Source organism: Pelagerythrobacter marensis, assembly GCF_001028625.1.
GTDB lineage: Bacteria > Pseudomonadota > Alphaproteobacteria > Sphingomonadales > Sphingomonadaceae > Pelagerythrobacter > Pelagerythrobacter marensis.
Genome location: NZ_CP011805.1, coordinates 2,234,046 through 2,251,696, shown reverse-complemented (window position 1 = coordinate 2,251,696; position 17,651 = coordinate 2,234,046). Strand labels below are relative to the sequence as shown.

The 17,651-nt window shown below is 64.9% G+C and carries 9 protein-coding genes; 8 read left to right on the top strand and 1 reads right to left on the bottom strand.

The window, feature by feature from the left end; genetic code table 11:
• Positions 1 to 5: 5 nt before the first annotated feature.
• Genes AM2010_RS10660 through AM2010_RS10650 form a run of 3 tightly spaced genes read left to right on the top strand, consistent with a single transcriptional unit; the run spans position 6 to position 10,524 of the window.
• Positions 6 to 9,125 carry a hypothetical protein gene (locus AM2010_RS10660; RefSeq protein ID WP_082132887.1) on the top strand — a complete coding sequence of 3,040 codons (9,120 nt, stop codon included), beginning with the start codon at positions 6 to 8 and terminating at the stop codon, positions 9,123 to 9,125.
• Positions 9,126 to 9,178: 53 nt separating this feature from the next.
• The gene (bamE, locus tag AM2010_RS10655; RefSeq protein WP_053044060.1) at positions 9,179 to 10,006 is read left to right on the top strand and encodes an outer membrane protein assembly factor BamE domain-containing protein; all 828 of its coding nucleotides are present in this window, start codon (positions 9,179 to 9,181) and stop codon (positions 10,004 to 10,006) included.
• Positions 10,003 to 10,524, top strand: a complete 522-nt coding sequence (locus tag AM2010_RS10650) for a DUF4019 domain-containing protein (protein ID WP_082132886.1) — start codon at positions 10,003 to 10,005, stop codon at positions 10,522 to 10,524. The genes bamE and AM2010_RS10650 overlap by 4 nt, the downstream gene beginning before the upstream one ends.
• 27 nt (positions 10,525 to 10,551) lie before the next feature.
• Here the strand turns inward: AM2010_RS10650 and panC are convergent, their stop codons facing one another.
• A complete protein-coding gene (gene panC, locus AM2010_RS10645; RefSeq protein WP_047807043.1) occupies positions 10,552 to 11,418 on the bottom strand; it encodes a pantoate--beta-alanine ligase in 867 nt (288 codons plus the stop codon).
• 56 nt (positions 11,419 to 11,474) lie between these two features.
• Here panC and AM2010_RS10640 point away from each other — a divergent pair, with 56 nt between their 5' ends.
• The 5 genes from AM2010_RS10640 (at position 11,475) to AM2010_RS10620 (ending at position 17,520) form a co-directional block, all read left to right on the top strand.
• Entirely contained in the window at positions 11,475 to 12,302 is an 828-nt protein-coding gene (locus tag AM2010_RS10640) for a division plane positioning ATPase MipZ (RefSeq protein ID WP_047807042.1), read from the top strand.
• A 6-nt stretch (positions 12,303 to 12,308) separates the two neighbouring features.
• Positions 12,309 to 12,605 (top strand): J domain-containing protein, encoded by a 297-nt coding sequence (locus tag AM2010_RS10635; RefSeq protein ID WP_047807041.1) that lies wholly within the window; start codon positions 12,309 to 12,311, stop codon positions 12,603 to 12,605.
• A gap of 9 nt (positions 12,606 to 12,614) precedes the next feature.
• The gene (gene pgmG / locus AM2010_RS10630; protein ID WP_047807040.1) at positions 12,615 to 14,018 is read left to right on the top strand and encodes a phosphoglucomutase/phosphomannomutase PgmG; all 1,404 of its coding nucleotides are present in this window, start codon (positions 12,615 to 12,617) and stop codon (positions 14,016 to 14,018) included.
• A gap of 28 nt (positions 14,019 to 14,046) precedes the next feature.
• On the top strand, positions 14,047 to 14,865 hold the full coding sequence (locus tag AM2010_RS10625; protein ID WP_058350951.1) for a DUF2059 domain-containing protein: 819 nt from the start codon (positions 14,047 to 14,049) through the stop codon (positions 14,863 to 14,865).
• 195 nt (positions 14,866 to 15,060) lie between these two features.
• A complete protein-coding gene (locus AM2010_RS10620) occupies positions 15,061 to 17,520 on the top strand; it encodes a ligase-associated DNA damage response DEXH box helicase (RefSeq protein WP_047807039.1) in 2,460 nt (819 codons plus the stop codon).
• The last annotated feature ends 131 nt before the right edge of the window (positions 17,521 to 17,651 follow it).

Below are 17,651 nucleotides of genomic sequence, written 5' to 3'. Positions count from 1 at the left end.
GAATCATGAGCAACATCCGTAACACCCGTTCCGATTGCCAGTATGGCCACGATGCCAGCCAGATGCTTATGAACTCTCAGGGGCTCGGCAAAGGCGTCCGTCGGCGGATCATGGCGATCCTGCGTCTTTCCTCCTCGTGCGTGGCGTTTGGTCGCCAGCGCGGCCTGGGCGCGCTGGGCCATTCGTCTTCGCGCGTAGCCTTTGTCGTGCCTGCGGCGCTGGGTTCGGTGCTGGCGCTTGGTTTCTCGGCACCTGCTGCAGCGGATACGCTTCAGCGCGAACAAACTCCGAATTGCGGGGCCGGCGGGACTGCGGTCGTTGGCAATGAGGCGCCTCAGGGTAACACGTTCAACACGGTCGATGGGAGCGGTCAACTGTCGACCGTTGGCGGTTGTGGAGCGAGTGGTAATGGCCAACTTGGCGTCACGGTTCTGGGGGCACATGCCGACGGTTTTGGGGCAGGCGCGGTGGCGGTTGGCTATAACGCCAATGCGGTAAAATGGGGCTCGGCCTTCGGCCTTGATGCTAATGCCTCGGCGACCGGTGCAGTCGCGCTTGGCTTCAGCGCGGTGTCGAGCGGCGCCAACGCGGTTGCGATCGGCAGCGCGGGCGGCAATGGCACGACGCCGCTGACCGTGGCGAATTCGACCACTGCCTCGGGTGCCGGTGCGGTTGCGATCGGCAGCAACGGTGTTCGCGGCGCGCAGGCGCGCGGCGCTGACGCAATCGCGATCGGCGGTCAGGCGACTGTTGATGCAACAACGCAATATGGTGTGGCTATCGGCTTGAATGCCAGCGCGACCGGCCTTGGCGGCGCGGTTGCGATCGGGGGCGGCGCAACGTCAAGCGGTACCAATGCCGTCGCCATCGGCGTGAATTCGAATGCCGCCCTGGCCGGCGATATTAGCATAGGCTCGCTCAGTGCTGCCAGCGGAGGGAACTCCGCTGCCATTGGCGCCTTCTCTGAGGCCAGCGGGGGTCAATCGTTCGCAGGTGGCTATCAGGCGGTCGCATCTGGCGCGAATTCCGCCGCCATCGGTTCGGCGGCCAGCGCTGCCGGGGCTCGCGGCACCGCTATCGGGTTTCGGGCAAGCGTCATCGACAATGGCCAATTCGACAGTATCGCTATCGGCTCTTTCTCTTCCTCCAGCGCACAGAATTCCGTTTCGCTTGGCACAAGCGCCGTGTCGAGCGGTGTTGCAAGCTATGCATTGGGCTATCTGGCAAATGCTACGGCAGACAACGGCATCGCGATCGGGACATCATCCAACGTTTCGGGTCAAGCGGCCCAGGCGATCGGCATGAACGCAGCAGCAGCCGGCGGATCCGCCACGGCGGTCGGCGTAGATGCATCGGCAGGCGGTGCGAACAGTTCGGCCATCGGTCGATTGGCCAATGCAGGCGCAGGTAACGCGACGGCCATCGGCGTCCAAGCCTCGGCGAGCGGCGCATCGGCGATCGCGATCGGCGATGGCGCGCAGGCAACGGGCCTGAACGCGATCAGCATCGGCACCGGCAATGTAGTCAATGGCGATAATTCGGGCGCGATCGGCGATCCGACCACGATTACCGGTACGGGCAGCTATTCGCTAGGCAACAACAACACGATCGATGCCGATAACGCCGGCGTGTTCGGCAACGACAGTGTGCTCGCTGCCACGGCGGACGGCAGCCGGATCATCGGCAACGGCAACGATGTCGATGTCGCGGATGCCTTCGTGATCGGCAACGGCGCGGATGTGACCGTCGCCGGCGGTGTGGCGCTGGGCAACGGCTCGGTTTCCAGCACAGCGGCAGGTGTTGCCGGCTTCGATCCGAGCACAAGCGCAGCCTCGACCGATACCACGCCAACCTGGCAGAGCACGGCCAGCGCGGTTGCTGTTGGCGACGCAGCAGGCGGCGTAACCCGCCAGATCACCGGCGTTGCGGCCGGCACCGAACTGACCGATGCGGTCAACGTCGCGCAGCTTCAGGCCGGGCAGACGCACTACTACAGCGTCAACGATGGCGGCGTTGTGAAGGCGAACTATAACAACGACGGAGCGACGGGTACGGACGCGCTTGCCGCAGGTGTCAATGCCGCTGCGAGCGGTGAGGGCGCGATCGCGATCGGCGACAGCGCCGTGGCGAAAAACCTCGCGTCGGTGACAATTGGGCAGAACTCCGGCACGAGTATTCAGTACACCAATGCAATCATCCGACCGAGTGTGACGGTCGGCGCAAATTCCGGCCAGAACGTCGCTGGTGGCGTCCAAGCGGGTGTCCCCTCTGAAGAAGGCGGGAATGTGGCGCTGGGATCTAACGTCGGCAACAACATCAATGGCTACGGCAATATCGCGATCGGTAGCCGTTCTACCGGCAGCGATATCGCCAATGGCTGGGGCAATGTGGCCATCGGGCAGGGCAGCGGCAGGAACTTGACGGGCGCCCAGACCGTAAACAATGTCGCATTGGGTGCGAGTGCGGGGAACGGCGGCACTGGCTCCGGGAACGTGGCGTTGGGTGTCTCCTCGGGTAACAACGTCCTCACATCGAACAACGTTTCTCTGGGCGCTAATGCTAGGGGGAGTGGCGGATCATCCGTATCTGTCGGTAGTTCATCCGTCGCAACCGGTGCGCAATCTTCCGCCCTCGGCTTCAATAGCAACGCCAGCGGTGCCCAGGGGACGGCGCTGGGCAATTATGCCGCTGCTTCCAATCTTCAGGCCGTAGCAGTTGGCAGCTCCGCTTCTGCAAGCGGTTCGCAGTCTTTTGCAGGGGGTGCGTCGGCGACCGCCGTCGGCACGCGAAGCGTTGCCCTCGGTGCCGCTTCAAGGGCGCTGGGCGAACGCAGCATTGCAATCGGCCATGACGCCATCGCTACCGGTTCGGTGGCAATGGGCGCCTCGGCGCGGGCCGGCAATGGCGGCGCGGCCTTCGGTGACGGCGCGGTTGCCACCTACAACGGCGGCGTGGTCGATCCGGCGATCAATGCAGGCGCGGCGCTTGGCGAAAATGCCCTGGCCGATGTCAGCGGCGCCACCGCGCTGGGCACGAGCAGCAGCGTGACGGTCGAAGACGGCGTGGCGCTGGGCAGCAACTCCGTTGCGGATACCGCTGCCGGTGTGGCAGGCTATGACCCGGTGACGGGCCTTGCCTCGACCGACACGACGCCGACCTGGCAGAGCACGTCGGGCGCGGTGAGCGTCGGCGATGCGGCGAATGGCATCACCCGCCAGATCACCGATGTCGCAGCGGGCACCGAACTGACCGATGCGGTCAACGTGGCGCAGTTGCAGGCCGCGCAGGCTGAGGCAACGACACACTACTACAGCGTCAACGATGGCGGCGTTGTCGGTGGCAACTACAACAACGACGGTGCCACTGGAACGAACGCACTGGCCGCCGGCGTGGATGCATTGGCTGACGATGATGGCAGTATTGCCATGGGGCAGAACGCTCTCGCGACCGGTGGGAACACCGATGGGGGCGCGGTCGCCATTGGCCGGGCTGCCACGACCAACGGCGACGGAGCGACTGCGATTGGCTCCGAGACAATCGCGAATGCGGACGGAGCGACGGCCATAGGCGACGATGCCAACGCTCTGGCCCAATTTTCAACCGCGGTCGGTGACGGGGCAGAAGTCAGTGCGGCGAGCATAACCGGTGTTGCCCTTGGTACCGAAGCAACGGTGTCTGGCTTGGCTCCCGGCGGCGTCGCGGTGGGACCGCTGGCGAACGTTTCAGCGGCGAATGGTGCGGCACTGGGCGCCGGTGCCAGCGCGACTGTGTCGGGCGGTCTGGCTCTGGGTAGCGGGTCGATTGCCAATACGGCGGCGGGTGCAACGGGTTATGTCCCGACCGGCGCGCTGCCGGGCGACGCCGCGGCCATTACCGCGACCGACAGCACCTCGCGCGGAGCGGTCAGCGTCGGCAGTGCCGGCAATACCCGGCAGATCACCAATGTGGCCGCCGGTACGCAGGATAGCGACGCGGTGAACGTATCGCAGCTGAAGGCGGTCGAATCGCTGGCCAATGCCGGCTGGAACGTGACCGACGGCACGACGGGTGCGAACATCGGCCCGAACGGAACGGTGACGTTCACCGGCGACGCCAACATCTCGGTCGTCCAGACGGGTGTCGACGATAACGGCGAAGTCGAAATCGCCCTCAACCCGAATGTCGATCTGACCCCGGCGGGCAGCCTGACGGTGGGTGATACGGTGGTCGATACCACCGGCGTCACAGTGACTGACGGCGTCACGACGACGGCGGTTGCGGCTAATGGTGTGACCAGCGGCGGTGTGGTTCTGAGCGGGGTGTCGAACGACATCACGGGTCTGAGCAACACGACGCTGACCGATCCGACGTTCGGCACGGTAGGCCGCGCGGCGACCGAAGAGCAGCTTGCGCTGGTCAACCAGACGGCGAGCGCCGGCTGGAACGTCAGCGCACAGGGTGCGAATGCGACCAACGTCTCGGTGGCAAGCGCGACCGGCGAAGATGTCGACCTCAACAATGCCGACGGCAATATCGAGGTGACCAAGACCGCCGGCAGCAACGATGTCACGTTCGACCTGGCTGACGATATCACCGTGAACAGCCTGGTTGCGGGCAACACTACGATCAATCCCAATGGCCTGACCATTGCCGGCGGTCCCAGTGTGACCACCGGGGGGATCAATGCCGGCGGCATGGTGATCTCCAACGTCGCGCCCGGCGTTGCCGGCACCGACGCGGTCAACATCGACCAGCTTCAGGCCGCGCAGGCCGCTGCGACGACGCACTTCTACAGCGTCAACAATGGCTCTGCGGCCGATGGCAACTACAACAACGACGGCGCGACAGGGAACAAGGCCCTGGCCGCCGGGATCAACGCTTCCGCGGCAGGGAGCGGTGCCACGGCGGTTGGTAACGGTGCATCCGCCGCCGGAAACACGAGCGTTGCAGTCGGATCGGGTGCTTCTGCGCCAGGCATTGCAGTCGTCGCGGTCGGCGACGGTGCCGGGAGCGGCATGGATCCTGCGAGCCGCAATATCGTCGCTATCGGCGCGAGCGCGGCGCAGAATGCCAATGCACCCTATAGTGTCGTGGTCGGCAGCGCCGCGGGCCTGAGCGCGCAGGGGCAGGACAACGTCCTGATCGGGCGCCAGTCGGCCTCCAATCTGGTCGGCATTCAGAATGTCGCCATGGGCTCGTTCGCTTTCCGCAACAGCGAGGGCAGCAACAATACGGCGGTCGGTTATGCCTCCGGGTTTGAAACCATCGGTGATTTCAACTCCGCCTATGGTGTGGCAGCGGGCCGCACTGTCACGGGTGATAGCAACACCGCCATGGGTCAGAACGCTGGCAACAACGTCACAGGCGACAACAATGTGTCGCTGGGCTTCCTGGCCGGTAACAACGTAACGGCCGACTCCACGGTTTCCATCGGTAGCAGTTCCGGCGCCGCCGCAAATCGCGCGGTGGCTCTTGGGGCCAGCTCGGGCGCCATTGTCGAGGATAGTGTCGCACTGGGCAGTGGTTCGGTTGCTGGTACTGCTGCGGGCGTTGCGGGGTATGACCCGCTGACGGGCCTGGCCTCGACCGACACTTCGGCGATCTGGCGCAGCACGTTAGGAGCGGTGAGTGTCGGCAACCGCGACACCGAAACCCGCCAGATCACGAGCGTTGCGGCAGGCACCGAACTGACCGACGCGGTCAACGTGGCGCAGTTGCAGCAGGTTGAATCGCTGGCCAATGCCGGCTGGAACGTGACCGACGGCACGACGGGCGCCAACATCGGCCCGAATGGAACGGTGACGTTCACCGGCGATGCGAATATCTCGGTCGCCCAGACGGGTACCGACGATAACGGCGAAGTCGAAATCGCCCTCAACCCGGATGTCGATCTGACCCCGGCGGGTAGCCTGACGGTGGGCAACACTGTCGTGAACACCGATGGTGTGACCAGCGGGACGGTTGCCCTGAGCGGGGTGACGAACGACATCACGGGCCTGAGCAACACGACGCTGGCCGATCCGAGCTTTGCGACCGTCGGCCGTGCGGCGACGGAAGAGCAGCTTGATCTCGTCAACCAGACAGCGAGCGCGGGCTGGAACGTCAGTGCGCAGGGTGCGAATGCGACCAATGTCTCGGTGGCGAGCGCGACCGGTGCGGATGTCGATCTCAATAATGCCGACGGCAATATCGAGGTTACGAAAACCGCCGGCAGCAACGATGTTACGTTCGACCTGGCTGACGATATCACCGTGAACAGCCTGACGGCCGGACCGGTGGTGATCGCCACGACGGGGATCAACGCGGGCAACCTCGTGATCTCCAACGTCGCCCCGGGCGTTGCCGGCACCGATGCGGTGAACGTCGATCAGCTGACGGCGCTGGGCGACAGCACGGCGACCTCGCTGGGCGGTGGATCGGTCTATGATCCGACGACCAACACGGTGACGGCTTCGCTGACGGTCGGCACGAACACCTACACCAATGTGCAGGATGCACTGACGCAGCTGGACAGCGTGGCCAACGCCGGCTGGAACGTGACCGACGGAACGACGGGTGCGAACATTGGCCCGAACGGGACGGTGACGTTCACTGGTGACAGCAACATCACGGTTGCCCAGACGGGCGCCGACGACAACGGCGAAGTCGAGATCGCCCTCAACCCCGATGTCGATCTGACCCCGGCGGGCAGCCTGACGGTGGGTGATACCACCATCGACACCAATGGTCTGACCATCGCCGCGGGGCCCAGCGTGACCAGCAGCGGGATCGACGCAGGCGGCTTGGTGATCGCCAATGTCGGGCCCGGCGTCGCCGGCACCGATGCGGTCAATGTGAACCAGTTGGAAGATGCGCGAACCCGTTACTACAGCGTCAACGACGGGGGAGTGATCCAGGCCAACTATAACAACGACGGGGCTACCGGAACGGATTCGATGGCGGCAGGTGTGGCCGCGAGCGCAACAGGCGCATCGTCCACCGCGATCGGCGCGGGTGCGCAGGCAAGTATCGACGGTTCGCTGGCGCTCGGCGCAGGTTCGGTATCCAACCGCGCAATCGCTCCGGTCGTCGGCACGACGCCGGCGGGGCTGGGATATGTGCCGTATAATACGACGGACGCGACCCTGCTGGGCGCAGTGTCTGTCGGCAACGCGGCAACCGGCGACTATCGGCAGATCACCAATGTGGCCGATGGTACGCAGTCGCAGGACGCCGTTACCCTGCGGCAGCTGCAAGGTGCGATCGGTTCGATCTCCGTCACTTCGACGATGTACTTCCATGCCAATTCGACCGCAGTCGATTCGCTCGCGGTGGGACAGGATTCGGTGGCCGTCGGGCCGACGACGGTGGTCAATGGCGACAACGGTATCGGCCTCGGCAATGGTGCAGTGGTCCAGATGACGGCGCCGGGTGGTACCGCGATCGGCCAGAACTCGCAGGTGTCGCAGGCGGACGGCATTGCCCTGGGGACCAACTCGATCTCCGACGGCGTTCAGTCGATTGCAATCGGTGCCGGTGCCAACGCCAGCTTCTCCGGCAGCGTGGCATTGGGAGCCGGTAGCACGACTTCGGTCGGTTCGCAGATCGGCTATACCGCGTTCGCGCTTGCCGCTCCGCAGAACTCGGCGGGCGAAGTATCCATCGGTTCGGCCGGGGCAGAGCGCCAGCTGACCAACGTTGCCGCCGGCAGCGCGGATACCGATGCGGTCAATGTCGCCCAGCTGCAGGCGGTCGAAGCCATCGCAAGTTCGGGCTGGAATATCACCGATGGGACCAACGGTGCCAACATCGGCCCGAATGGCACGGTGACGTTCACCGGCGATGGGAACATTACCATCGCCCAGACGGGCGGCGACGATGCGGGTGAGATCGAAGTCGCTCTCAATCCCGATCTCGATCTGACGGCTGCGGGCAGTGTTACCGCTGGCGATACCACGCTTAACAATGACGGCGTGACTGTCGCCGGTGGGCCGAACGGCACTGTGTCGTTGAGCGGTTCGGGGCTGGACAACGGCGGTAACCGGATCACCAACTTGGCTGCCGGCGTGGCCGGAACCGATGCCGTCAATGTCGACCAGCTGCAGGCTGCGGTTGGCAGTGTCAGTATCGCTTTCGCCGGCAATGCTGGTGGTACGGTGAGCCGTTCGTCTGGTCAGGTTTTGACCATTCAGGGTGAGGGTACGACGTCTGGGGGGTATTCGGGTGCGAACATTCGCACGGTTACCGATCCGGCGACGGGTTCGGTGAACATCGAGATGGCGGAGAGCCCGCAGTTCGGCAACGTGACCGTCAATGCCGACGGGACCGGCAAGATCACCGGGGTGACGGCGGGCGAGCTTTCGTCGACCAGCACCGATGCGGTGAACGGCAGCCAGATCGTTGCCCTGGGCGACAGCATTGCTTCCTCGCTCAGCCCGGGATCGAGCTACGATCCGACGACGAACACCATCAACACGCAGATTGCGGTGGGTGGCAACGTCTACAACAACGTCGAAGCGGCGATCCAGGCGGTCGGCGACACGGCTGCTGCCGGGTGGAACGTTACCACCGGCGCGACCGGGTCGGGCGTGGCGACGGGTTCGAGTGTGGCCAATGTCGCACCGGGTTCCACCGCCAGCTTCACGGCCGGCAACAACATGATGATCCACCAGAATGGGACGGAGGTTCAGGTCGCACTGAACCCCAACCTGACCGGGCTTGAGAGCATTGCGATCGAGAACGGTCCGACCATCGATGGCAATGGCATCGACATGGGCGGGACCCGGATCACCAACCTTGCAGCCGGGGTCGCCCCCACCGATGCGGTGAACCTGGGCCAGCTCAATGCCGGCCTGGCCGATACGCTCAACCAGGCGAACTACTATACCGATGCCATGATCGCGGATCTGCGGTTCGACCTGTCCGATTATCGCAACGATGCGAACGGCGGCACGGCTTCGGCCATGGCGATGGGCATGGTCCCGCAGGCTTTCGAGCCGGGCATGGGGATCATGGGCTTCGGGATTTCGCATTGGCAGGGTGAACAGGCCATCGCGATCGGGTTCTCGAAGGCTTCGGACAACGGCCGGTTCGTGGTCCGCGCCACCGGTACCTACAACACTCGCAACCAGGCCGGTGCGGCGATCGGTGCAGGGATCCAGTTCTGACACGCTGGATCGCCGCATCCCCCTTCGACCTAACAAATTTTGGAGATCGTCAGGTGAACATTCGCAACCCCGTGATCGCTGCCGCCGCCCTTGCCATGGCCTGTGCCGGCTCTGCCGGAGCCGCAGAGCCAGGCCAGGGCACGCCCACCTACCGCCCCGGGCACGACACTTCGGTGGAGTTTCCCGAACCGCGCAAGGCCACGCGCAAGGACGGGGCCTTCGTACCGCCGCGCAATGTCGCGATGGTCACCCCGGGCATGACCAAGAACCAGATCTACACCCTGCTCGACGTGCCGCACTTCCACGAAGGGGTGTTCTTCGTCCGGAAGTGGAATTACATCCTCAACTTCTACACCGGCAACGGCGACGAATATGTCTCGTGCCAGTACCAGATCAGGTTCGACAAGAAGGCACGGGTGGAGAACACCTACTTCCGCGAGCCGGAATGCGCATCGCTGCTCGATCGCCTTCTGGCGCCCGAAGTCGTCACCGTCGCAGGGCCGGCAACCCCGGCCAAGCCGGCCAAGACCTATCGCTTCAACTTCGCATTTGACAGCGCCGCGATCGACGATCAGGGTCACGCCACGCTCCGCCAGGTGGCCGAAGAGGTCCGCGGCGGCGACTACCGGGAGGTTATCGTGACCGGGTTCACCGACACCATGGGCGACACCGAATACAACGATGCGCTGGCTGCCCGCCGTGCGGCGGCATCGGCCAATGCCCTGCGCAGCATGGTCGGCGAGGTCCCCGTCTATGCCCGCGCCTCGCGCGATCTGGAAGTGCCGACCGGTTCGCAGAAACGCGAACTGCGCAATCGCCAGGTCCTGATCGAACTCTATACCACGGCTGTCGAGCGGCCGGCGCCGGTTACCCGTCGATGATAGTGTCGCGGTCGCATCTGCCGGGGCGCATCGCCCTGACATTCGTGGCCGCGTGCTGCATGGCTGCATCGTCCGGTCTTGCCGCGCAGGGTCGCAACGGACCTGCGGCCCAGGCGGGCGGTTCGCCGCCCGCCGCGGTGCCCGTGCAACTCGGGCCGAGCGAGTTCCTCAACGCCGCGCTCCACATCGTGGCAGCGGTGGACCGCTACGAAATGGGCGACATCTGGGACAAATCCTCGCCCATCATGCAGGCCAGCATCGCGCGCGACCGCTTCGTCGGCAACACCGCACAGCAACGCGCCATGCTCGGCGCCGTCAGCAACCGCGAATGGCGCGCCATCATGCGCGTCGTCATCAGCCCCAGCGACAACGGACCGCTGCCCCCAGGCCGATACATGTCCATCCGCTTCGCAACAGCAGGACAAAGCGGCATCACAATGGAAGAAGTCGTCTCCTTCCACCTCGATACCGACGGCCAATGGAAACTCGCAGGATATACCATCAATCGCACCAGCTAATCCGGGAATAAGCCGGGAGGTTGGCTTTCAGCCGGGCTTCTGCCCGACCGCCATGTTGTCGATCAGCCGCGTCCCCTCGATCCGGGCGGCCACCAGCAACCGCGCGGGGGCCGGGCCGAGCGTGTCGAGCCTCTCCAGGCTCGCCGCATCGGCAAGATCTGCGTAGTCGACTTGCGAAAAACCCGCGCCCAGCAGCGTTTCTTCCAGCGAAGCCAGCGTTGGCTGCACGTCATCGCCGCCTTCCATTCGCGCGATCGCCTCGCGCATCGCGCGCGGCAGCGTGGCGGCCGCTTCGCGCGCTTCGGGCGAGAGATACCGGTTACGGCTCGACATCGCGAGACCGTCTGCCTCGCGCACGGTCGGCACGCCATGGATCGCATCGGCGCGGGGTTCGACCAGATCGAGATCGCGAGCCATGCGGCGGATCACTGCGAGCTGTTGCCAGTCCTTCTCGCCGAACAGCGCAAGGTCGGGGCAGACCTGGTTGAACAGCTTGCAAACGACTGTCGCCACGCCGTCGAAGTGTCCGGGCCGGGTGGCACCGCAGAAGCCTTCGCTCACCCCAGCCACCGAAATCGTGGTGGCAAAACCATCAGGATACATTTGTCCGACCCCGGGGGCCCAGAGCAGGTCCACCCCCTCCGCCTCCAGCATTCGTGCATCTTCGGACATCTGACGGGGATAGGCATCGAGATCCTCGTTGGGCCCGAACTGCGTCGGATTCACGAAAATCGATACCGCCACCCGATCCGCGCGCGCGCGCGCCTCGCGCACCAATGTCAGGTGCCCTTCGTGCAACGCACCCATTGTCGGGACCAGGGCGAGTGTTTTGCCGCCCGCCCTCAGCCGGGCAACGGTCGTTCTCAACATTTCAAGCTCGGTCGCGGTTTGCACGGGCCCGGGGCCTCCGATAAAGCTGGATCGCGCCAACTAGCCGTTGACGCCCGCCAATGACAACAGACAGGAACCCTGCCGCCGTGCCCGATCAGAGCCCCCATCGGATCGTTTTCGCCAATGAGAAGGGCGGGACCGGCAAGTCGACCACCGCGGTCCATGTCGCGGTTGCGCTGGCCTATCGCGGGGCTCGGGTCGCTGCGCTCGATCTGGACTCGCGCCAGCGCACCATGCACCGCTATTTCGAAAATCGGGCGGAGACCGAAGAGCGGCGCGGCATCCATCTGCCGAGCGCGCGATGCGACGTTTTCGGCGGGGGTGAGGCGGACGAATTCGACAGCGTGCTGGAGCGTCTGGGCGAGGGGATGGATTTCATCGTCATCGATACGCCCGGCCGCGACGATCCGCTGGCACGCCACGCGGCCACCGGTGCCGATACGCTCGTCACCCCGCTCAACGACAGCTTCGTCGATTTCGATCTGATCGGCCAGGTCGATGCCGAGACTTTCAAGGTCCGCCGGCTCAGCTTCTATGCCGAACTGATCTGGGAAACCCGCAAGACCCGCGCGCTGGAACGCCGCCAGGAAATCGACTGGGTCGTGGTGCGCAATCGGACCGGCCATGTCGAGGCGCGCAACATGCAGCGGATCGAACGCGCGCTGACCGAACTTTCGAAGCGGGCCGGGTTCCGCGTGGCCAAGGGACTGTCGGAACGCGTGATTTACCGCGAACTGTTCCCCTCCGGCCTCACCCTGCTCGACAAGGGGCATCTGGGGGAACTGGGCACCAGCCATCTGGTCGCCCGCCAGGAACTGCGCAGTCTGGTCGCAGGGCTTCACTTGCCGGAGACGACGCGCCGATCGCCCGAGCTGGAGCTTGCCTGACCCGTGATGCGGCTGATCGTCATCGCGGCAGTGATTGCGATCGGCTGCAGAATGCTTTTCGGCAAGTGGCCGTGGGACTATCTTCGTGCCGGTTCCTCCCGCCAGCAGGCGGTGGCGCGGGCGCAGCGGCTGCTCGGGGTTGCCGGTAGTGCCGATCGCGGGGAAATAATTGCCGCGCACAAGCGTTTAGTGGCCGTGGTCCACCCTGACCGGGGCGGAACCGCCGGACAGGTGCACGAGGCCAATGCCGCGCGCGACCTGTTGCTCGATCATCTGCCCCCCCAGGGGCTCGACCAATCTTGAAGGGATCGCATGGCGCATCAGTTCCATTCCACCGTTCTGCGCGAATACGACATTCGCGGTATAATCGGCGAAACGCTCGGCCCCGACGATGCCCGCGCGATCGGGCGCAGCTTCGCCACTCTCCTGCGCGAGGCGGGCGGTCGCACCGTTGCAGTGGGGTATGACGGGCGCGTCAGTTCGCCGGTGCTCGAACACGCGCTGGTAGAAGGGCTCACTGCGAGCGGCTGCGATGTCGTGCGGGTCGGGATGGGGCCGACACCGATGCTCTATTTTGCCGAAGCCTCAGCGGAAGAGGTGGATGGCGGCATTCAGATAACCGGCAGCCATAATCCCGCCAATTACAATGGCTTCAAGATGGTATTCCAGGGACGGCCGTTCTTCGGGGAGGATATTCAGCGGCTCGGCAGACTGTCTGCGGAGGGGGCCTGGCCCGATGGCGCCGGGGCGGTCGAAACGCGCGAAATCCTGGAAGACTACATCGAACGGTTGCTCGCCGGTCTCGCCGGGATCGACCGCGGCGCACTGGCGGACGTGCGGGTGGGCTGGGACGCGGGGAACGGCGCCGCCGGCCCCGCACTCGAAGCGCTTGCGGCGCGCCTGCCGGGCGAGCACCACCTTCTCTACACCGATGTCGACGGCAATTTTCCCAATCATCATCCCGATCCCACTGTCGAGGAGAATCTGGCCGACCTGCGGGCGCTGGTCGCGGAAAAGAGCCTCGATTTCGGCGTTGCATTCGATGGCGATGGCGACCGGATCGGCGCGATCGACGGCCAAGGGCGCGTGATCTGGGGGGACCAGCTGCTTTCGATCTACGCCGAAGATCTGTTGATCCGGCAGCCCGGCGCGACGGTTATCGCCGATGTGAAGGCCAGCCGCGCCCTGTTCGATCAGGTGGCCGCGCTGGGCGGGAAGCCGGTGATGTGGAAGACCGGGCACTCGCTGATTAAATCCAAAATGAAGGAAACTCGGGCGCCGCTTGCGGGCGAGATGAGCGGGCACGTCTTCTTCGCCGACGATTACTACGGGTATGACGATGCGCTCTATGCCGGGGTGCGGTTGCTGGCCGCGAGCGCGCGGCTGGGCAAGTCGGTCACGGCGCTGCGCGGGGCCATGCCGGCAATGATCAACACGCCCGAAATGCGTTTTCAGGTCGATGAAAGCCGCAAGTTCTCCGCTATCGACGAAGTCCGTGCGCGGTTGGCCGACGGGCCTGCGCAGGTCGACGGAACGGACGGGGTGCGGGTGACGACCGATGACGGCTGGTGGCTGCTCCGCGCTTCCAACACGCAGGACGTGCTGGTCGCCCGGGCAGAGAGCGATAGCGAGGCGGGGCTGGAGCGGCTGATGGCGCAGATCGACGAACAGCTTGCGCTATCGGGTCTGGAGCGTGGTGCCCAGGCGGGGCATTGAAGCTGGCAATTGGGTGGGGAGAAGCGACGTGAAGATGAAGAACTGGTGTTTTGCGGCGGCTCTGGTTTCGGTGCCGCTGTCTCCCCTTGTGGCGCAGGACACGCAGTCCCCTGCCGAAAGCATGGAAGACGTCGAAGCTCTCGCCGGCAACCTGGCGGACATGTTCCCCACCGAAGCGTTGACGCCGGCGCAGGAAGCCCGCCTGCCGCAGGCCGAAGCGGTCGTTGCCAGGATTTTCCCGGAAGGGACCTATGCCCGGCTGATGGATGAAACCATGGAACCGATGATGAACGCGATCATGGGCTCCATGAAACAGGTGCCACTGGCGCAGCTCCGCGCGATTGGCGGCATGGACCAGAGCGATCTCGCGGAAATGGGTGATGCGCGATTGGGCGACATCATTGCGATTCTCGATCCCGCGTATGAGGAGCGCAGCGCCGTTTTCTCGCAGATTATGGTCGAAATGGTCGGCGATCTGGTCGAGGGAATAGAACCTTCGTATCGTGCCGGGTTGGCCCGCGCCTACGCCGTGCGGTTCGAACGGTCCGATCTTGTCGAGCTCGATCGCTTTTTCCAGACCCCGGTCGGGGGCCGCTATGCGGCGGAATCGATGCTGATTTTCGCCGATCCGCAAGTAATGTCCGCGATGAACGAGGTCATGCCGGCGGTATTGGAAATGATGCCGGATATGATGGAGAACTTTCAGGAGCGCAGTGAGCAACTGCCGCAACCCCGCGAACTGTCCGATCTCGACGACAGCGAACTCGATCGCCTTTCGGCGCTGCTCGGCGTTGCTCCGGAAGATCTCCGCGCTGCCGCGGATGCCGAGAACGAAGGGCACGAATAACGCGGGCCGGCTGCGCACGCCGACCTGCATTACTTCACCGCATTTTTCGTTCGCTGGAGAGTTCCGCACTGTTCGGCGCATGCGATGGATGCTGCAGTGCGAAGCTGAACCGCACCAGCGAACGTCGGCGTGGAACCTTTCGCAAGCTCGCGAAATCTGTTGGAGTGACTGCCATGCCTCCAAAACCTTCGCCCGATGCCTGACGCGGTGGTTCCGCCGGAAATAGAAGCCTGGTTCGCCGCGCGCGACTGGCGGGTACGGCGGCACCAAGCGGAAATGCTGGCGGCAGCCGACGCGGGGCGACATGCCATGCTGGTCGCCGACACCGGGGCGGGCAAAACGCTCGCCGGCTTCCTTCCGACCCTGGCGGATTTCTGCTCCTCGCGGACTGGAGAGGATCCTCCGCCGGCAGGGCTGCATACGCTTTACGTGTCGCCGCTCAAGGCGCTGGCGCATGATGTCCAGCGCAACCTGATGGCGCCAATCGAAGAGATAGGCCTGCCGATACGGGTTGAAACCCGCAGCGGAGACACCCCCGCCGACCGCAAGCGACGGCAACGCGGGCGTCCGCCGCATGTGCTGCTGACCACGCCGGAATCGCTGTCCCTGCTGTTGAGCTATCCCGACAGCATGGAGATGTTCGCCGATCTGCGGCGAGTGGTCATCGACGAGGTTCATGCCTTCGCGACGGGCAAGCGGGGGGACCTGCTTGCACTGGCACTGTCCCGCTTGCAGGCGCTCGCCCCGAAGATGCAGCGCGCTGCGCTGTCGGCCACTGTCGCCCGGCCCGAAGCATACCGCGAATGGCTGGCGCCGTGGGGCGAGATCGAGACTGTCGCCCTGGTCGAGGGGGAGCCGGGCGCGCCGGCAGAGGTCGAGATCCTGTTGCCCGTCGAAGAACGCGTCCCGTGGGGCGGGCACGCGGGACGCTGGGCGATACCCCAACTTTACGAAGAGATACGGCGCAACCGCACGACGTTGATCTTCACCAATACCCGCTTCCTCGCCGAGTTCGTCTTCCAGCTCCTGTGGGATGTGAACAACGACAATCTGCCCATCGGGATACATCACGGCTCGCTCGCGAAAGAGGCGCGGCGAAAGGTCGAAGGGGCCATGGCGCGCGGGGAACTGCGGGCACTGGTGGCCACTGCCAGCCTCGACCTCGGGGTCGACTGGGGCGATATCGACTGCGTGGTGCAGATGGGCGCGCCCAAGGGGTCGAGCCGGCTGCTCCAGCGCATCGGCCGTGCCAACCACCGGCTGGACCAGCCGAGCCGCGCGATCCTGGTGCCGGGCAACCGGTTCGAGTTTCTCGAAGCGACCGCGGCCAGGGAAGCGGTCGACGCCGGGCAACGCGACCGCGAGGATTTCCGCCCCGGCGGGCTGGATGTTCTGGCCCAGCATGTAATGGCCTGCGCCTGCGCTGCACCGTTTGAGGAGGCGGCCCTGCTGGCCGAAGTCCGGTCCAGCCTCGCCTATGCCTGGCTGGACGACGAGGTCTGGCAGAGAGTGCTCGGCTTCGTCGAGAACGGCGGCTACGCGCTGCGCGCTTACGACCGTTTCAAACGGATCGTGCGCGATCGGCAGGGGATCTGGCGCCTGGCCCATCCCGAACAGGCGCAGCGCCACCGGATGAACGCAGGGATCATCGTCGATTCCGAAATGCTCACCGTGCGTTTCCGCAACGGTCGCCAGCTTGGGAAAGTGGAGGAGCGTTTCGCAGCGACGCTTTCGCCCGGCGATACGTTCTTCTTTGCCGGCATGAGCCTGGAGGTGGAGCAGCTCAAGGACATGGATGTCATCGTGCGTGCGGCGAAGGCATCCGCCACGATCCCGTCGTATGGCGGGCAGCGCCTGCCCCTGACCACGCATCTGGCCGACCGCGTCCGGGCCATGCTGGTCGATCGCGCGGGCTGGGCCCGCTTCCCCGACGACGTGCGCGAGTGGCTGGAAGTGCAGGATTGGCGCAGCCGCCTTCCGGGCCCCGGTGAACTGCTGGTCGAGAGCTTCCCTCACGCGCGCAAGCACTACAGCGTCTATTACACCTTCGAAGGGTGGAACGCGAACCAGAGCCTCGGGATGCTGATCACCCGGCGGATGGAAGATCGCGGGCTGGCCCCCGGCGGGTTCGTCGCCAACGATTACTCGCTTGCCGTCTGGGGCCTGAAGCCAGTGGTCGATCCGGCCCCGCTTCTCTCGCCCGACATTCTGGCGCACGAATTCGTTGAGTGGGTGACGGAATCACACCTTCTGCGGCGGGCGTTTCGCGAGGTGGCAGTTATCGCCGGCCTTGTGGAGCGGCAGCACCCGGGCAAACGCAAGACCGGCAAGCAGGTCACGTTTTCGACCGATCTCATCTACGATGTCTTGCGCAAGTACGAGCCGGAACATGTCCTGCTCGAAGCGGCCTGGGCCGATGCGCGTGCGCGATTAACGGATGTCGGTCGATTGGCGGATCTGCTCGAACGTTCTGCGGAGCAGCTGGTTCACGTTTCGCTCGATCGGGTCAGCCCCCTGGCAGTGCCGGTCATGACGATGATCGGTCGCGAATCCATGCCGCAGGGCGCGGTGGATGAGGAACTGCTGCTGGAAGCCGAAGCGCTCGGGGCGGTGGCAATGCGTGTCGAGGCGGCTGAGGAAGATGAACAGACCTGACCTGGTGCCGGTTGGCGAAATCCCCCGGTCCGGTCACGCCATGAAATCGCATGGCGGGTTCGGCCCCGTGCTTTGCGGGGAGGTCCGGCTAGAGAGGTAACGAAAAAAGGGGGCGGATTGCTCCACCCCCT